The organism is Thorsellia kenyensis, assembly GCF_042432445.1.
Lineage (GTDB): Bacteria > Pseudomonadota > Gammaproteobacteria > Enterobacterales > Thorselliaceae > Thorsellia > Thorsellia kenyensis.
In genome coordinates this window covers 102,389-119,003 of sequence record NZ_JBHLXE010000027.1, presented here as the reverse complement: position 1 = coordinate 119,003, position 16,615 = coordinate 102,389, and the positions used below count along the sequence as shown (strand labels likewise).

General features: G+C 33.0%; 12 protein-coding genes. 8 read left to right on the top strand and 4 right to left on the bottom strand.

Annotation, left to right across the window (positions count from 1 at the left end):
• Positions 1-42: 42 nt before the first annotated feature.
• A complete protein-coding gene (locus ACFFIT_RS03070; RefSeq protein WP_385876177.1) occupies positions 43-936 on the bottom strand; it encodes an amino acid ABC transporter substrate-binding protein in 894 nt (297 codons plus the stop codon).
• A 241-nt stretch (positions 937-1,177) separates the two neighbouring features.
• On the bottom strand, positions 1,178-2,485 hold the full coding sequence (locus ACFFIT_RS03065) for an NAD(P)/FAD-dependent oxidoreductase (protein ID WP_385876176.1): 1,308 nt from the start codon (positions 2,483-2,485) through the stop codon (positions 1,178-1,180).
• 569 nt (positions 2,486-3,054) lie between these two features.
• Between ACFFIT_RS03065 and ACFFIT_RS03060 the strand changes: the two genes are divergently transcribed.
• The 3 genes from ACFFIT_RS03060 to ACFFIT_RS03050 are packed head-to-tail and all read left to right on the top strand — an operon-like array spanning position 3,055 to position 7,274.
• A complete protein-coding gene (locus ACFFIT_RS03060; protein WP_385876175.1) occupies positions 3,055-3,237 on the top strand; it encodes a hypothetical protein in 183 nt (60 codons plus the stop codon).
• A gap of 21 nt (positions 3,238-3,258) precedes the next feature.
• Complete coding sequence (locus ACFFIT_RS03055) at positions 3,259-4,302, top strand: NADP(H)-dependent aldo-keto reductase (RefSeq protein ID WP_385876174.1); 1,044 nt, start codon at positions 3,259-3,261, stop codon at positions 4,300-4,302.
• A gap of 50 nt (positions 4,303-4,352) precedes the next feature.
• Complete coding sequence (locus tag ACFFIT_RS03050) at positions 4,353-7,274, top strand: intermembrane phospholipid transport protein YdbH family protein (RefSeq protein WP_385876173.1); 2,922 nt, start codon at positions 4,353-4,355, stop codon at positions 7,272-7,274.
• A gap of 210 nt (positions 7,275-7,484) precedes the next feature.
• On the opposite strand, the gene ACFFIT_RS03045 is transcribed toward ACFFIT_RS03050, so the two are convergent.
• Positions 7,485-7,970 carry a Fur family transcriptional regulator gene (locus tag ACFFIT_RS03045; protein ID WP_385876172.1) on the bottom strand — a complete coding sequence of 162 codons (486 nt, stop codon included), beginning with the start codon at positions 7,968-7,970 and terminating at the stop codon, positions 7,485-7,487.
• Between the two features lie 118 nt (positions 7,971-8,088).
• On the opposite strand from ACFFIT_RS03045, the gene modF reads away from it, so the two are divergent.
• Together modF and ACFFIT_RS03035 are read left to right on the top strand one after the other, a co-directional pair.
• Positions 8,089-9,558: a molybdate ABC transporter ATP-binding protein ModF gene (gene modF, locus ACFFIT_RS03040; protein ID WP_385876171.1), complete on the top strand. Its 1,470-nt coding sequence runs from the start codon at positions 8,089-8,091 to the stop codon at positions 9,556-9,558.
• A 338-nt stretch (positions 9,559-9,896) separates the two neighbouring features.
• Positions 9,897-10,823, top strand: a complete 927-nt coding sequence (locus ACFFIT_RS03035) for a L,D-transpeptidase family protein (protein WP_385876170.1) — start codon at positions 9,897-9,899, stop codon at positions 10,821-10,823.
• A 650-nt stretch (positions 10,824-11,473) separates the two neighbouring features.
• On the opposite strand, the gene ACFFIT_RS03030 is transcribed toward ACFFIT_RS03035, so the two are convergent.
• Complete coding sequence (locus ACFFIT_RS03030; protein ID WP_385876169.1) at positions 11,474-13,015, bottom strand: methyl-accepting chemotaxis protein; 1,542 nt, start codon at positions 13,013-13,015, stop codon at positions 11,474-11,476.
• A gap of 441 nt (positions 13,016-13,456) precedes the next feature.
• Between ACFFIT_RS03030 and msrA the strand changes: the two genes are divergently transcribed.
• The 3 genes from msrA to gapA all read left to right on the top strand — a co-directional run bounded on the left by msrA (position 13,457) and on the right by gapA (position 16,588).
• Complete coding sequence (gene msrA, locus ACFFIT_RS03025) at positions 13,457-14,050, top strand: peptide-methionine (S)-S-oxide reductase MsrA (RefSeq protein ID WP_385876168.1); 594 nt, start codon at positions 13,457-13,459, stop codon at positions 14,048-14,050.
• A 41-nt stretch (positions 14,051-14,091) separates the two neighbouring features.
• On the top strand, positions 14,092-15,423 hold the full coding sequence (gene paeA, locus ACFFIT_RS03020; protein WP_385876167.1) for a polyamine export protein PaeA: 1,332 nt from the start codon (positions 14,092-14,094) through the stop codon (positions 15,421-15,423).
• A gap of 169 nt (positions 15,424-15,592) precedes the next feature.
• Entirely contained in the window at positions 15,593-16,588 is a 996-nt protein-coding gene (gene gapA / locus ACFFIT_RS03015; RefSeq protein ID WP_385876166.1) for a glyceraldehyde-3-phosphate dehydrogenase, read from the top strand.
• The last annotated feature ends 27 nt before the right edge of the window (positions 16,589-16,615 follow it).

Here is a 16,615-nt window from a genome sequence, read left to right as displayed (position 1 = left end):
TAGGTAATGAGGGCAGGAATAAAAGTCTATCAAAAAATGAGATTAGTTATAATCTTCCATTGGATTGTTGTTCGGATTAGCCCATACTTCTTTAGTTTTTTCTGGTAAAGGTAAACCAATAACGATATCTTTTGGTGGAATTGGCTCTAGGAACCATCTGTTATATAAGTTAAGCAATGAACCATCTTCAATTTGTCTCTTAATGCTTGCATTTATTAATTCTTGAAGTTCAGTATCATCTTTACTTAACATACAAGCAATTGGCTCAATAGAAAGCACATCATCCAAAATCATAAATTGGGAAGGATCTTTAGATTTAGAAATATTCGCTGCTAAAATAGAACCATCCATCACAAATGCATCGGCTCTACCTGTTTCTAGCAACAAAAAACTGTCCGCATGATCTTTGCCATTAACTTCTTTAAAATCTATTCCCTCAGCCCTTTTATTTTTTCTCAAAGTCTGCACTGAAGTTGTTCCTGTTGTAGTGGCAATAGTTTTACCATCTAAGTCTTTTAACGAGTTGATTCCTGAGTCTTTTTTAACTGCAATTTTAACTTCTTCTATATACGTTGTATTAGCAAAAGAGACTTCTTTTTGGCGGGATTTGTTATTGGTTGTGGTTCCACATTCAAAATCGATTGTACCATTTTGAATTAAAGGAATTCTATTTTGTGAAGTAATGGGAACATAATTGATTTTTAAATCGGGTTTATTGAGGTGCTTGGCAATATCAGAAACAATAATTTCAGCCATTTCAGTATGAAAACCAACAAATTTACCATTACCAAGCGCATAAGAAAGTCCACTTGATTCTCTTACCCCGAGATTAACTGCTCCCCTTTCTTGGATATTTTGCAAAGTATTAGCAAACCCTACTGAAGCTAAAGAGAGTAAACCTGCAGCAATCACTGCTTTTTTTAAAATTTTTTTCATATTTCCTTCCTTAAAATAAAGAGTATTAAATCCAAGAGGAACGTGTTTGCTCTTTTTCAAAAAAGAACTTAGTCATTAACAAACACTTTCATCTTTAAGATAGTGAACTATTGAAAAAAAAACAATCAAAATGTTAAAAAAATGTGAACTGCATGCTTAAATAAGAATTTTACACTGACATTAACATACATTTTATATATTAATATTTGATCTCGTACAATTTTGATCCACTATATTTAGTCTAAAACAGCTCTTTTAACTTATTGTACCAAAGCCCAGCTAGCAGCATTGGCATTTGTAAGTATTGTCCACCGTAAAAAGGCATATGCTTTATTTGCTTGAATTTATCGAATTTCTCTGCATCACCAGAAATAGAGTCAGCAATAAGTTTACCTGCAATACCAGCCAATGCCACACCATGACCAGAAAAACCTTGTAAATAATATAAATTTTTACTTAATTTTCCAAAATCAGGATATTGATTCATAGTCACATCCACATGACCGCCCCAGATATACTCAATTTTACTCTCTTTTAGCTCAGGAAAAACTGCAGCCATCCTACGTCTTACTCTGTCTAGATAATTGCGTGGTACAGTTGAACCTATAGCGACATCTCCACCAAAAAGTAATCGGTTATCTGGGGTTAAACGAAAATAGTCCAATTGAAAATTGGTATTACAAATAGCTGAACGTTTAGGGATTAATTTTTTTGCTAAGCGTTCATCAAGCGGTTCAGTAACAGTAATGTAAGTCCCTACCGGCAAAATATTGCGTGCAATTTTTTTAGGAAGTATTTCACCATATCCATTTGAATAGACATTCCCAGCAATAAGCCCGAATTTACTCTTGCACTGACCATTTACAGTTTTAAAAATTAGGTTGCCTTCATCTTTGTAAGTAATAACCGGACTATTTTCGAATATTTTCACTCCCATTGATTTTGCAACTGAGGTTAGGCCTAAAAGATACTTTAAAGGATTAAAATGACCGGATAACTTATCATAAACGCCATTTTCATAAGAATCAGAACCAATATAATTTTTTAGCTCTGTTTTAGTGATTAACTCTTGATGGTTATAACCATAATACTGCTCTCTTTGTTGCATCATTTTTATCAATTCGTTCGCTTTTTTAGGACCATTAGCCACAAACAAATAGCCCTTCTCATAATCACACTCTAAACCATAATTTTCTATCCTTTTATTAATGAGTTCTACTCCAGCTAAGCTAATATCCCAAAATGCCTTAGCTTCAGATAAGGAGAATTTTTTTATCATATCGTCATCTTTTGAGTATCCCACTATTATCTGTCCACCATTTCGTCCTGAGGCACCAAAACCAATTCGATTTGCCTCAAGTAGGGTAACACTATATCCTTTAAGCTTGAGTTCAATTGCTGCACTAATACCAGCAAGTCCACCACCAACTATACAACAATCAGTAGCTATCTCTTCTGTCAATGCAGGAAAATTAAATCGTTGAGCAATTCCAGCTTCATAATAATTATTTTTGTTAAGTACTGTATCTTTAGTAATGATATTTTCCATAGAAATTCCTTATTCTTTATCAAGATTGATTAATTACAGGTTACATAGCTGTGCCTGAATCGTATCTACTAATAATGAGGTTTGAAAAATGATATGTTTCAATTTAGTTCATTGTTTGCATAAGGGATATTTTAAAACAATTTGCGCTCACTGCCTTGAAATAAAGCATTTTTTTATAAATAAGTGCAAAACATTACACAAGAAATCTATTTCTATAAATTCAATCTATAGAAGCGCTTGCAAAAAAATTTTATTTATTTTAATTTCTATTATCATTCAATAAAAGGACATAAAAAAATACTCATTGATTATCAGTTGGAGACGTCAAATAGATTAAATTTTTAATTGGCTATTGACTAGTGACTCTGTATCGTTTAATCGATAAAATGGTCTATAAGTATCTAGAGATTATTTCCAATTACATCAAAGTGAAATTCTAATGATTATAAAAAAAATTCTTCAATAAACAAATATAAAATTTTAGTTTAAGAACTGATGTACAGTTTTACTCTAGCGTGTAAAATTATGTTATAATCTACTATCAATCTTATTTAATTGTGGGGTGTCAATTGACGTCTAAACTAAAAAAAATATTCTTTCCTTTTATTTTTATCTTAGCTATCTGTGCGATTTGTGCCACAGTACTCGTTGGTTTTATTATTTATACCCATGATAAAGACAATCCCGTAACGCCTGAATTTGTGGAAAGTATTTTACCACCCAAAGGGAATACCGATTCCAAAAGTAAATAATTTGATATACGGAATAAAACGATGAGATATACTTTGCTTCCAAACAGCACCTTAAAAATAAGCCAATTAGGTTTGGGTACAATGACTTTTGGTGTTCAAAATACCTTAGCTGATGCTTTTGAACAACTAAATTATGCAATTGCAAACGGTATCAATTTAATTGATACCGCTGAGATGTATCCAGTGCCTCCTTCAAAAGAAACTTACGGTTTAACAGAAGAATATATAGGTCAATGGATTGAAAAATTTAAGAAACGTGGTGATGTGATCTTAGCCACAAAAATTATTGGCCCTGTTAGACAGCCTGATACGCCGATAAGAAATTCTCAGCGCCTAGATAAACTCAATATCCAGCAAGCTCTTAATAGCAGTCTTAAACGTTTAAAAACTGACTATATTGATTTATATCAGCTCCATTGGCCTGAAAGGAAAACCAATATATTTGGCCAGCTTACTTATAACTATCCTACTGATGAAGAAAAAAATGACTCTTTTTTAGAAACGTTAGAAGCGCTCAACGATGAAGTCAAGGCCGGAAAGATTCGGTATATTGGGGTTTCCAATGAAACACCTTATGGATTAATGCGCTATTTAAATTTAGCTAAACAGCATAATTTACCAAAAGTTTTAACTATACAAAACCCTTATAGTTTATTAAATAGAACCTTTGAGGTAGCCCTAAGTGAAATTTGTTACTATGAAGACGTTAAACTATTAGCTTACTCATGTCTTGGCTTTGGAACCTTAACTGGCAAATATCTCAATGGGCAAAAACCAGAAGGCGCAAGAAACACTTTATTTAATAGGTTTGTCCGATATAGTTCCGAGCAAGCCATCAAAGCGACAGAAGCATATGTTGCCCTAGCCCATGAATTTGGCTTATCGCCTGCTGTTATGTCGCTGGCTTATGTCAATAATCAGCCTTTTAATGCAAGTACAATTTTAGGAGCAACCACGTTAAAGCAATTAAGGGAAAATATTGACAGCTTAAACGTGACGCTGTCACAGGATTTACTAATTGAAATAAACCGGATTCATACTCAATACCCTTTTCCATCACCTTAGTTTAGCTAACGTGATATAGATATGCATTACTATAAAAAAACACCTTAAGAATGAATAAAGCGATATATTCCATCATCATAGTGATTACACTTTCTTTGATAGGTGTTTTTTTTTCTTTTTTTAAAATACTTCCCTGGATTATTAATCTTTTTTTAAATGAACAATTTCTTTTCTCATATCATTCCGCTAATAGTATAAACGACTCCTTAAAAAGATCTCAATCATTCGAATCAAGGGTAGTTATTAATCCTCCTTATTTTGATTTTAAAGAAAACACCCTTTTTTCAGAATCAATTTATGTTCATATCAAACAAAAGGCTGGTTATTGCGAATTTTTGAGCATTCAAAACACTAAAATTACTTTTCAATTCAAGAGTGTTAACCCTTCAATTGAACATCTAACAGTCAATTTAGATTGTTTTAATGAATATATTGCTCAAAAAGACAGCTCAGCAACTATTGAAAAGATTGAATCGTTTTTACCTCCCCTGGACATTAATGTCGCTAATTTGCAACTTATAAAAAATAATAATAATCTTTTTAATTCCCAAGAATTTCCTATTAAAGGCAGATGGGTTTTTGCCAAAAAAATCCATCAATTCCTTTTTAATAGCCCATCGTTAGAATTGGAAGGGAAATTACGAAAAAATCAGTGGTATGAACAAATCCCACAGTTTATAAATAATAGCTCTTTAAAAAAAAATACTGAACTATTGCCACATTTCGTAACAAAAAATTCAACAACAGATCATCCGTACTTTGATTCATTTCCTTTAAATAACGAAAGTCATGATTTAAATCTTTTAGGTTTAAATACTCCTTTTGATTTTGAAAATAATGCTTATTTTCTTGAAATAACAAAAGTGAACCTGATATTTGAAAATGCGTTAAGGTTTAAAGGAAATGCTAGGTTTGTCCTAAATAATGACTTTAAAGAACGCCCTTTAACTGGACAGTTACGGACTCAAGTAAGAAGTCTTACAGATGAATTTGAACCAATATTAGTTAATGTAGATCTTATAGATAACGATTTGACAACCTACATTTTTGACTCAAATAATAATGAGCTATTGTATTTACCCATACTTTTTTCTAAAGACGATTTAAAAATAATTAACGGGCGATGGTCATATCCAAATAAAAAGCATAAGTTACAGGGTAACATTTATCTACAAGCTATTAACATTTTTAATGCAGATCCTGTTACTCTGAAAGGTCGATTAAATCTTATCACTTATGGAACCAGGGGGAAAAACACACTGGTATTATCTGTACCGCAAATCATTTTAAAACAGATGAAAGACAATATACCTTTTCAACTTAATGGTGGTGTCAATTTTAACGATCTCGTTTTTACGATTTCTATTCCAGGACAGCTAAATATTGAAGATACATCTATTAAATTATTACCAGGTTCCCTTGTTAGAGGATGGGGTGACTTATTTGATGGTGTTTATATCGAGGAAGTCCGTCTTCCACTTGCTGGGATAAAGGTAAACAAGTCGGGACTCAGTGGTAGGTTGCAAGCTATTTTAAAAACACGTGAAGCTTTGTGGGGACAAGTAGAGCTCCATCTTGATGGTAAAGCTTATGATTTTAATTTTGATAAAGGCTCTTGGTATTGGCTTGCTTGGGGTAATGGTCAAATGCCATTATTTGAAGCAATTTGGGATATGAAAGGTAAAGGAAAATTTGAGAATAACGGACTTTATCTATCTCAATTATCGACAGGCTTAAATCAACTCAAATATGGCATTGTTGATGTACAAAAACCACGTATTGAGATGCTTTACCCTCTCCGCTTATTGAATATTAAATCAGATGAGGCCACAAACCTACTCACTACAATTCAAAAACTCGATGTGACCCGGCATGATCTGGTGGGTGGATTGAGCCTCAAAGCTGATCATATAGATTTTAGAAATGGGGGTACTATAGTGGATCCCCATTTAGATCTAGATGTTCAAGGATTTGATTTTTCAAACTTTATTTACTCTGGAACACTTGCATCACCACTTTTTGAAAATATTGAATTGGCTGGGCGATGGGATGGTGTACGTTTAAGAGGTCAAGCGTGGTGGCCTGTACAAAATGCAGCTGCTTTTCGCCATTTATTTTCTAAAGATACTGATCTTGACGTTCATCAAGGTCAATTTAGGGCACAAGCAAGCTATTCTGCCGCTCCAGAACAAGGATTCATCATGGGCGGGCATTTAGTATTTGATGATGTCAACGTGCGTTATAAAAATAACCATATAAAAGCGCTAAATTTTACTATGCCCTATCAATTTAAAAATCACCGATGGCATTTTGGACATACTACGCCAGTCACTTTAAAATTATCTTCATTAGAGAATATCATTGCCTACGAAAACATTTCTCTGGAGTTTAAAGGCTATTATCCATTTAATAATCAATACCCTCTCGAATTCAAAGCTATTCATACAGATTTACTTGGTGGCAGTCTTAATATGGATGTGATCCGCTTGCCACAAATTACGCCAACCGAATTAGTTATTGAACATCTTGATACAACAAGATTTTGGTCTTTATTCGCAAATAATTATATTCAGATGACTGGAAGCTTAGGTGGAAATTTTAAGATCTTATTTAATGATTCAGATTATTTAATTAAAGAAGGCTATTTATTTAATGAAAATAAATTGACCCTACAGGTTGATGAAACTCTTTTGAGTAAAATGTCGAAAGATAGTCTTGTACTACCGCCTGTATTTGATTTGATTAAAACATTGAATATTGATAATTTTGAAACTAATCTAAGCCTAACCAATTTTGGTGATTTATTCTTAGAAAGTAAAATAAAAGCCACAAATACCCAACTTAATGCGCCAAGAGAAATTATTTTGAATTATAGTCATAAAGAAAACATTTACACTTTATGGCAAAGTTTAAGCTTTACAGATCGATTAAATTATTGGCTAGAAGAAACCATGGAAAAAAATAAATTATAGGGAATGAGTAATTTAAAATAACTTATTCAAAATAAATATTTTTAGAATACCTATAAGGTGAGTCTAAAAGAGCAACGAAATATTATCTAACACTTATAAAATTCAGCACAAATTGATAAAAATAGATAGACTAAAAGTAGTAGGATCAAATTAGCATTTAAAATTAACTCAGCACCAAGAAATTTCTGTAATAATTAAGCTAATAAACTATTATACTTTGTTTTCATCATGTATATCATCATGCTTCTCATGGCAAGCATTACATATACTTTCAAGTTCTAACTGCATTTCGTTAGATTTAAAACCTGCAGATAGAATACTCTTTTTTAATGATTCAATTGTACTTTCTTCAATATCAAACTCTTTAACATTGCCGCAAACTTTACAAATTAAAAATTGTGGGAACTTGTGATCATGACCACAATTCATATGAATACACGCTATATATTTATTTGCACTTTTAAGTCGGTGGATAAGATGATGTTCCTCTAGCACATTTAACATGCGGTAAATGGACATAGGCGTTATAATGAGATCATGTTCTATTCGGCATATATCTATAATTTCATAAGCAGATAAAGGAATATTAGAACCAACTATGGCACGCAAAATAACTTCTCTTTTAGAAGTCAAATTGACCCTTCTTTTCAAACAAGTAATTTTTGCTGCACTAATGATATCTTCTATGTTAGCCAATGGTTAAATTTCCTCTTTAAAATTTATATTTTTCATGCATTATATGGGATTAGATTAATTAAGTAAATTGAAGGTCAGCTTTCTCTTTTTCCTTTGACCTAACTTAGGTTTATTTTATATGAGGGCAGTTGCCGTGTTTTTATCTCTATCAGAAGTGGTTTTTAGATTAAATTACAATCGTTTTTTTACTATTAATTCAGCCAGAATTGAACGCAATGATTTCCTTGTTATTGTAGGTCAAAATGGCAGTGGAAAATCAGCTATAGGTGCGGCCTTAGCAGGCTATTTAGATATCTTATCTGGGGATGTAAATAACTCATTTGAATCAATTGAGCTTGTTTCTTTTGAGTATTTACAGCGTATCTTGAATAAAGAATGGGCTCGTGATAATACAGATAATCTTTTAGAAGACGAAATAGGCAAAACTGCCCAAGAATTTATCCTGGAAGATCAAAAACAAAAAATTAACGATAAAAAATTTAAAGATCTTATCTGTTTGTTTAATATTGAATATTTACTAAAGCGTCCATTTAAATTGTTATCTACAGGTGAGATGCGTAAAGTTTTTTTATGCCAAAAACTGCTTAAATCACCCGATTTACTTATTTTAGATGAGCCATTTGATGGGTTAGATGCTGAATCAACCCAATATTTAAAAAATGCTCTTACTCAATTGCATAATAAAGGAACAACGATTGTCCTCATTTTAAATCGTTTTAATGATATACCCTCTTGTGCTCTAAAGCTAGGGATCGTTTCACAGCTTGAGCTTATTGAAATAGGGCCTAAAGCGGCATTGATGGGTAAAATAGAGATAGAACAGTTAGCTTCTTTGGAAAATTTAAGTGCAAATAAATTGCCTCCTCCTCCAATCAGTGCCATAAGATACGACCATGAGCATCCAAAAGTTATTCTTAAAAATGGCCACATCAGCTATGGTGATAGCATCATTTTTGATAATTTTAATTGGCAAGTATCAAATGGACAGCATTGGCAAATTACAGGAGAAAATGGATCTGGAAAATCTACACTACTTAGCCTTATTACTGGCGATCATCCTCAAGGTTACGCAAACGATTTAACTTTATTTGGAATTAAAAGAGGGAGCGGAGAAACCATTTGGGACATTAAAAAGCATATAGGTTATGTCAGTAGCAGTTTTCATCAATCCTACAGAGTAAAAACAACTGTTGAAAATGTGGTTATTTCAGGTTATTTTGACTCAATAGGGCTATATGAAACACCCAGTGAAGAGATCAAATCTTTAACCAATCAATGGTTTGAATTTTTAAATTGGCCTGAGTCAATAAAAAAAGCCCCTTTTCACAGTCTTTCCTGGGGACAACAAAGGCTTATATTAATTGTGAGGGCTTTTGTAAAGCACCCTGCTTTGTTGATATTAGATGAACCTTTTCAAGGCTTAGATGCGTTAAATAGAGAATGGGTAAAAATTTGGATTAGCAAACTCATTGAACTTAGTAGTACACAACTCTTATTTGTGTCACACCATATTGAAGATGCACCTTCTATAATCACTCATCGTTTACGACTTTTTAAGGGAAAAACACCAGTTTTAGAGCAAATATGAGCAAAAAAAAAGCGCTTCTTGTGTTATTTTAATCAATTTCTAGAAAAAAGCCTCAAGATTACTTATAATTAGTAATTGTAATAACAATTGAAGAAAGTTTATCTTCTGTAATTTAATATGTAAGCAATTTATTTTTGTTACATAAGCAAAAAATTAATGTTGTTTTCAACAAAATAAAAATAAGTAGAATAAACCTTATTCATTAATCTGATAGTACAACCTCTGATAATCAATTATACTATTTATTGTCAGTAAATAAAAAAGGTAATTATCTTAGCTTGAAGTATGCTTGTTTTGGTAATTTCATGAATATTTGTTAACTTTAGGAATATGTCTTTATGCGTCGTATTTTAAGTTTTATTTTAGTATCTGTTATGTCGATTGGTACTATTTTTAACACCGCTCAGGCAACTGAGTATCCTCTTCCACCTGAGGGAAGCCGCCTTATTGGTGAAAACATTATTTACAAGATTCCTGATGACAGCACAATGGATTTAGAAACTATTGCAGCTAAATATAAAGTTGGATTTTATGCTATGCTCCAGGCTAATCCAGGAATAGATGCTTGGTTGCCTAAACCAGGATCTGAAATTATTATACCCCATCAAATGCTTCTCCCTGATACCAAGCGTGAAGGTATTGTAGTTAATCTGACAGAGATGAGACTTTTTTACTTCCCGAAAGGTCAAAATAAAGTTATCGTTTATCCTATAGGGATTGGTCTACAAGGTATTGACACCCCTTTAATGACTACGTCTATTAGCCAAAAAATTCCCAACCCAACTTGGACTCCTACCCCTTCAATCAGAAAAAGATATGCTGCTCAAGGTGTAACGTTACCTGCAGTGTGGCCTGCAGGCCCAGATAATCCTATGGGTGAGTTTGCATTACGCTTAGCTTATGGTTCTGGTACTTATCTCATCCATGGTACAAATGCTGATTTTGGTATTGGCTTACGCGTAAGCTCAGGTTGTATTCGTTTACGCCCTGATGACATAAAAGCACTTTTTGGCAAAGTCGCCAAAGGGGAAAGAGTTCAAATCATCAGTGAAGCAATTAAAGTTTCAGTTGAACCTGATGGTAGACGTTATGTTGAAGTTCATGAACCTCTTTCTAAAAGAGAAGGTGAAGACACCAAAACATTACCAATTCCTTTAAATCAATCAGTAAAAGCATTCTCTACCCATCCTAATACTGATACAGCACTATTTGAAGAACAGTATAAAAGACGTTCAGGATTACCAACTCAAGTCGGTCGCTTATAATCCTACTGAGTAATTACTGAGTATTAAAATAGAATATAAAAAAACCGAATTTCAGTTTTACTAATTTTCGGTTTTTTTTAATTCTAATACTGTCTGATTAAATACTTTTCAGATTTAGGTTTCCCCCTGTTTTATTTGCACTTCCCATTTACTTACATTAGGTTAAAACTTAAACTTAATCACAATAAAAAGACTACTATTTACTTCCTTTTAAACTTCAAAATGAAATTATCATTTAGCGAGTTAAGTCAAATGGGTCCATTTTTCTTGAGCAATGTCTACTTTACGCTCATTTTGTAGTAATAAAATTACAAAATAATATCAATTTATGTCTTGTCATTTTGGTAATTTCTTTTGAGCGAAAGCTTTAGCTCTTAACATATATGATTTATGATAACTCAATATTTTGATACAAAAAAAGAACTCAAAGGTTAACTATTTTTAATCTTGAACGACTTCAATTAGATTCTGAAATTATTAGCCTCATTTAAATTTTGCTCAATTAACCTGACAAATGAAATGATTTACCCAATTAGAATACCAAAAAATAGAGCTTCACTTAAACAAAGGGGGGTTAAATAAAGAGAGCTAACTTATCTTAAACCCTTTTGATTTTATATATTTAATTAACTATTTAAATGATTAAATGATTAAATGATTCTGAATAATGAAACCGACTTTATTAAATGAAAAGATTGTGACTCAAGCACTTGTGCAGAGCTTGAAAGATCGTTTACTAAATTTCCATTTTCTTGAATGGTAGTGTCAAGTTCACGAATAGATCTTGATACCACCTCAATACCAATGCTTTGTTCTGTTGATGCAGTTGATATCTCAGCAATTAATGCATTAACTTTTGCCACTGAGTGTACAATCTCTCTCATGGTATCACCTGCAACATTGACTAAATTGCTACCAAGCAAAACTCTTTGATTAGACTCTTCTATGAGTTGTTTTATCTCCGTTGCTGCTTCTGCACTCCTCAATGCCAAATTTCTAACTTCATCTGCAACAACAGCAAAACCTCGACCAAGTTCCCCTGCTCTTGCCGCTTCAACAGCGGCATTTAATGCCAATATGTTTGTTTGAAATGCAATTGAATCTATCATATTTAGAATATCAGCTATTTTCGAAGCACTCTCTTTTATGGAGTCCATAGTATTTGTTACTGTCTGTGTAATTTCCTCTCCTTTCCTCGCTGCCTTAGCTGAAAAATCGGCTATTTCTGATGCTTTAGAAGCATTAAGGGCATTTAGTTTTACCGTTTCAGTCAACTCATCCATACTTGAGGCTGTTTGCTGAATGGAACTGGCTTGCTGATCTGTTCTGACTGCTAAATCACTATTTTTTAAGACAACGTGACTAACTCCTTCAACTAAAATGTCAGAAGAATTACGGACCACTTGCACCGTTTCAATTAAGTAACTTTGCATTTTTTCAAAATAGGAAAAAAGCTGCGCAATTTCATTTTTACCACAATACTCTATTTTTTTACTCAAATCTCCATTGGAGATATAAGTAAAATGAGAGATCAAATCATTTAAAGGCTTTTTAAGGACTACATAATTCCATCTAATAGCCCCTAAGAGCATCAAGATTAAAAGTACTGTCTCGATAATAAATTGATTAAAAGAGTGCTCATGCATTTTTGCTGAAAGTGCATCATATTCTTTTAATAAATTAGAGACATTAAAAATCACTTCATCTGTTATTCGCAAAAAATTTTCTTGAGTAAGGTGCACATCTGCAGCCCGATACCCCATAAAACCCTCAGTTTTCAATTTTGCTTGCTGATAACGTAAGTCGGTAAAAAGTTGAGTATACGCCACTTCTAAATTTTTAATGAGTTCTGCATTTGTAGTTAATGGATTGTCTAGTGATAAAAAATAGTCCATCTCCTTTTGAACCCCATTAAGGTTAGCAATAGCTTTACCCAAATCTGACTCAAATTGCACGGGATTATTCTCTATTAATGAAGCAGCTGCTCTATAGGTGTCTAAACGTGACTGTATCAAATTCAATTTAATAGCAGCAAGAGAATCTATTTGGTGGTTTAAGGTAACAGTTTTTGAGAAATTATTATCATTGAGCGCAGAACGGTAAACTGAAATACATGAAGAGATAATATGCATCGTGACAAATGAAATAATTAGAATCGTAAGACTTGTAGTAATTTTAATTTTATTGAACATGGTTTCAATCCTTTGAAATGCAAAAATTAAGTCTAGAGTGAGCGATTTGTGGTACTATTCCATTTTTCAATGGACCTCAGACTTCTTTTGTGACGTTGAAGTGTATAAATGATACACGATTAGACATTTTTTATGATATATTATTACATTGAAAGCATTCGTCATTTTTGTCAAATTTATAAATCAATGCATAAATTGACAATAAAGCCATTATTTATGGTTTTCGATAAGAAATCATTTATTGAATGTAACATTTATTATGTATCATTCATTATAGTTAATAAAATCAACATACCGTTTTTGCATTACTTAACGCCCACTGAATAGGCTTATGCATATGTCTGTGCCTGCAACTTAATGTGATTTTGGTACATAAATGCTAAAAACTACTAAGTTTGATTTGCCGATAACGTTGTTCAAGAAAAAACAGAGGTGCTTCCAATGATTCAAAGAGATAATTATATTTTTAATGTTCCTAGACTAAACCTAATTACACAAAAAGATATGCATATCCTCCCTGAAGGTGCCATGATGGCCACTTTTGGTATGGGGTGTTTTTGGGGGGTTGAGCGCTTATTTAGTAAAATCCCTGGGGTCATTAATACATCTGTTGGCTATTGCGGTGGCATATTACCTTTCCCCACATACGAAGAAGTTTGTCAAGGTAAAACCCTTCATGCCGAAGTTGTTAGGGTATTTTATTCGCCCTCTGAGGTCACTTTTAAGACCCTTCTATCTGCTTTCTGGGAAAATCATAATCCAACCCAGGGAATGCGCCAGGGTAATGATATTGGAACACAGTATCGCTCAGTAATTTTTTGTCATGATAATGCACAATTCACTGAAGCTATTGCTTCAAAAGAGATTTACCAAGAAAAACTTAATGAATCAAGAATAGAAACGCCTATTACAACTGAAATTAATTCAGCATTAGATCATGTTTACTATTTTGCAGAAGATTATCATCAACAATATCTATTCAAAAATCCAGATGGTTATTGTGGTCTTGGTGGAACAGGCGTTTGCTTTATTTAAGCCTAAATGGATTTTTTTTAAACAAAGGAAACATTATTTATATGGTTAACGAAGTTTTAAACAGTTTATTTATTATATTCATACTCATTTTGATAAGCGCATTTTTTTCAGTTTCTGAAATTTCACTAGCAGCTTCAAGAAAAACTAAACTCAAAATGATTTCAGACAGTGGCGATACTCGTGCCGATTTAGTAATTAAATTTCAAGAGAAACCAGGTAAATTTTTTACAGTTGTACAAATTGGGTTAAATGCTGTGGCTATTCTCGGGGGGATAGTTGGAGAAGACTCTTTTGCTAGAAAACTAGATCTATTTTTCCAACGTTTTTTCTCTGAGTCTGTCGCTGGTAATCTTGGTTCTATTTCATCATTTATTCTTGTGACAAGTGCATTTGTGCTTTTTGCAGATTTAACCCCTAAACGAATGGGAATGATAGCTCCAGAATTAATATCAATAAGAATCATTAAGCCTATGAGATTCTGTATAACGATATTTTCTCCTATAGTTTGGTTTTTTGATGCACTAGCCAATTTATTCTTCAAAATTTTTAAAATCCCAACAACACGAAATGATGATGTAACTTCCGAAGATATTTATGCACTTGTTGAAGCGGGTGTAATGGCTGGTGTTCTTAACAAAGAAGAACATAAGTTTATTGAAAATGTGTTCGATCTTGATCAGAGAACAGTACCCTCTGCAATGACGCCTAGAGAGGACGTAGTCTATTTTGAAAAATCAGAGACGGATGAAATGATTAGAGCTAAAATCGCCGCTCATCCACACTCTAAATTTATTATTTGTGAAAATGACATTGATCATATTATTGGCTATGTTGACTCTAAAGATTTACTCAATAGAGTGCTCAGTAATCAAAGTATTTCTCTCGATAGTGGTGTTACAATTACAAGTGTTCTCATGTTCCCCGATACTATTACACTTTCAGAAGCCCTTGAGAGTTTCAAAACATCTAAAGAAGATTTTGCTGTTGTATTAAATGAATATGCCATTGTTATGGGTGTTATAACACTTAACGATGTATTGACCACTTTAATGGGCGGACTCGTTTCTCAAGGTGATGAAGAACAAATAGTTAAACGAGATGATCATTCTTGGTTAATTGATGGAGTCACTCCGATTGAAGATGTTCAATGGGCGTTAAATATTAATGATTTCCCTGATACCGATAATTACGAGACTATTGGTGGATTTATGATGTATAAATTGCGTAAAATCCCTAAAAGGACCGATGTAGTTTCTTTCGAAGGCTATAATTTTGAGGTTGTTGATATCGATAATCATAAAATAGATCAACTGCTCGTCACACGCATCAATAAAGAAGAAATTTATAAAGATGTAACTATGGAAGAAGTTTAAATTGCTACATAAATGCACTCATCTGATTATTAATTAGACATAGAGTCTTTAAATTGTGACAATTCTCAATCAAAAATATGATTTTACTTGACGAACGTCACACTTTTGGTAATTTATAGTAAGTATTTTGATTTTTTTAATTTCCACAAACAAAAAAGAGGTATTTTTTATGACAATTAAAATTGGTATTAATGGCTTCGGTCGTATTGGTCGTATCGTTTTTCGCGCTGCTCAAGCCCGCAAAGATGTAGAAATTGTTGCTATCAACGATCTTTTAGATGCTGACTACATGGCTTATATGCTTAAGTACGACTCAACTCATGGTCGTTTTGATGGGACTGTTGAAGTTGTTGATGGCCATTTAGTGGTCAATGGTAAAAAAATTCGTTGTACTTCAGAAAGAGATCCTGCCAATTTAAAATGGAATGAAGTAGGTGTTGATGTTGTTGCTGAAGCAACTGGCCTTTTCCTAACAGATGATACTGCTCGTAAACACATCGAAGCTGGTGCAAAAAAAGTGGTTATGACAGGTCCATCTAAAGATGATACACCAATGTTTGTTATGGGCGTTAATCAAAACAGCTATAAAGGTCAAGATATTGTTTCAAATGCGTCATGTACCACAAACTGTTTAGCCCCTTTAGCCAAAGTTATTAATGATAACTTTGGTATTGTTGAAGGATTAATGACTACAGTACATGCTACGACAGCAACTCAAAAAACAGTTGATGGTCCATCAGCTAAAGATTGGCGCGGTGGTCGTGGTGCAGCACAAAACATCATACCTTCATCAACAGGGGCAGCTAAAGCGGTTGGTAAAGTTATTCCTGAATTAAACGGTAAATTAACGGGCATGTCATTCCGTGTACCTACACCTAATGTTTCTGTTGTCGACTTAACTGTTCGTTTAGAAAAACCCGCTAGCTATAAAGCTATCTGTGAAGCAATTAAAAAAGCAGCTGATGGAGAAATGAAAGGGGTACTTGGCTACACTGAAGATGAAGTTGTTTCAACTGATTTTAATGGTGAAATTTTAACATCTGTATTCGATGCTAAAGCAGGTATATCATTAAATGATAACTTCGTTAAATTAGTCTCTTGGTACGATAATGAAGTGGGTTATTCAAATAAAGTTTTGGATTTAATCTCTCATATTTCTAAATAATTACTATTAAGTTCATTATAAGGCGGC

What these genes read in the sequence shown, in the direction of transcription:
- ACFFIT_RS03030 (WP_385876169.1), bottom strand. Translation starts at nt 13,015, where the DNA reads ATGTTCAATAAAATTAAAATTACTACAAGTCTTACGATTCTAATTATT.
- paeA (WP_385876167.1), top strand. Translation starts at nt 14,092, where the DNA reads ATGGTTAACGAAGTTTTAAACAGTTTATTTATTATATTCATACTCATT.
- ACFFIT_RS03035 (WP_385876170.1), top strand. Translation starts at nt 9,897, where the DNA reads ATGCGTCGTATTTTAAGTTTTATTTTAGTATCTGTTATGTCGATTGGT.
- msrA (WP_385876168.1), top strand. Translation starts at nt 13,457, where the DNA reads ATGATTCAAAGAGATAATTATATTTTTAATGTTCCTAGACTAAACCTA.
- ACFFIT_RS03070 (WP_385876177.1), bottom strand. Translation starts at nt 936, where the DNA reads ATGAAAAAAATTTTAAAAAAAGCAGTGATTGCTGCAGGTTTACTCTCT.
- ACFFIT_RS03065 (WP_385876176.1), bottom strand. Translation starts at nt 2,485, where the DNA reads ATGGAAAATATCATTACTAAAGATACAGTACTTAACAAAAATAATTAT.
- gapA (WP_385876166.1), top strand. Translation starts at nt 15,593, where the DNA reads ATGACAATTAAAATTGGTATTAATGGCTTCGGTCGTATTGGTCGTATC.
- ACFFIT_RS03055 (WP_385876174.1), top strand. Translation starts at nt 3,259, where the DNA reads ATGAGATATACTTTGCTTCCAAACAGCACCTTAAAAATAAGCCAATTA.
- modF (WP_385876171.1), top strand. Translation starts at nt 8,089, where the DNA reads ATGAGGGCAGTTGCCGTGTTTTTATCTCTATCAGAAGTGGTTTTTAGA.
- ACFFIT_RS03050 (WP_385876173.1), top strand. Translation starts at nt 4,353, where the DNA reads ATGAATAAAGCGATATATTCCATCATCATAGTGATTACACTTTCTTTG.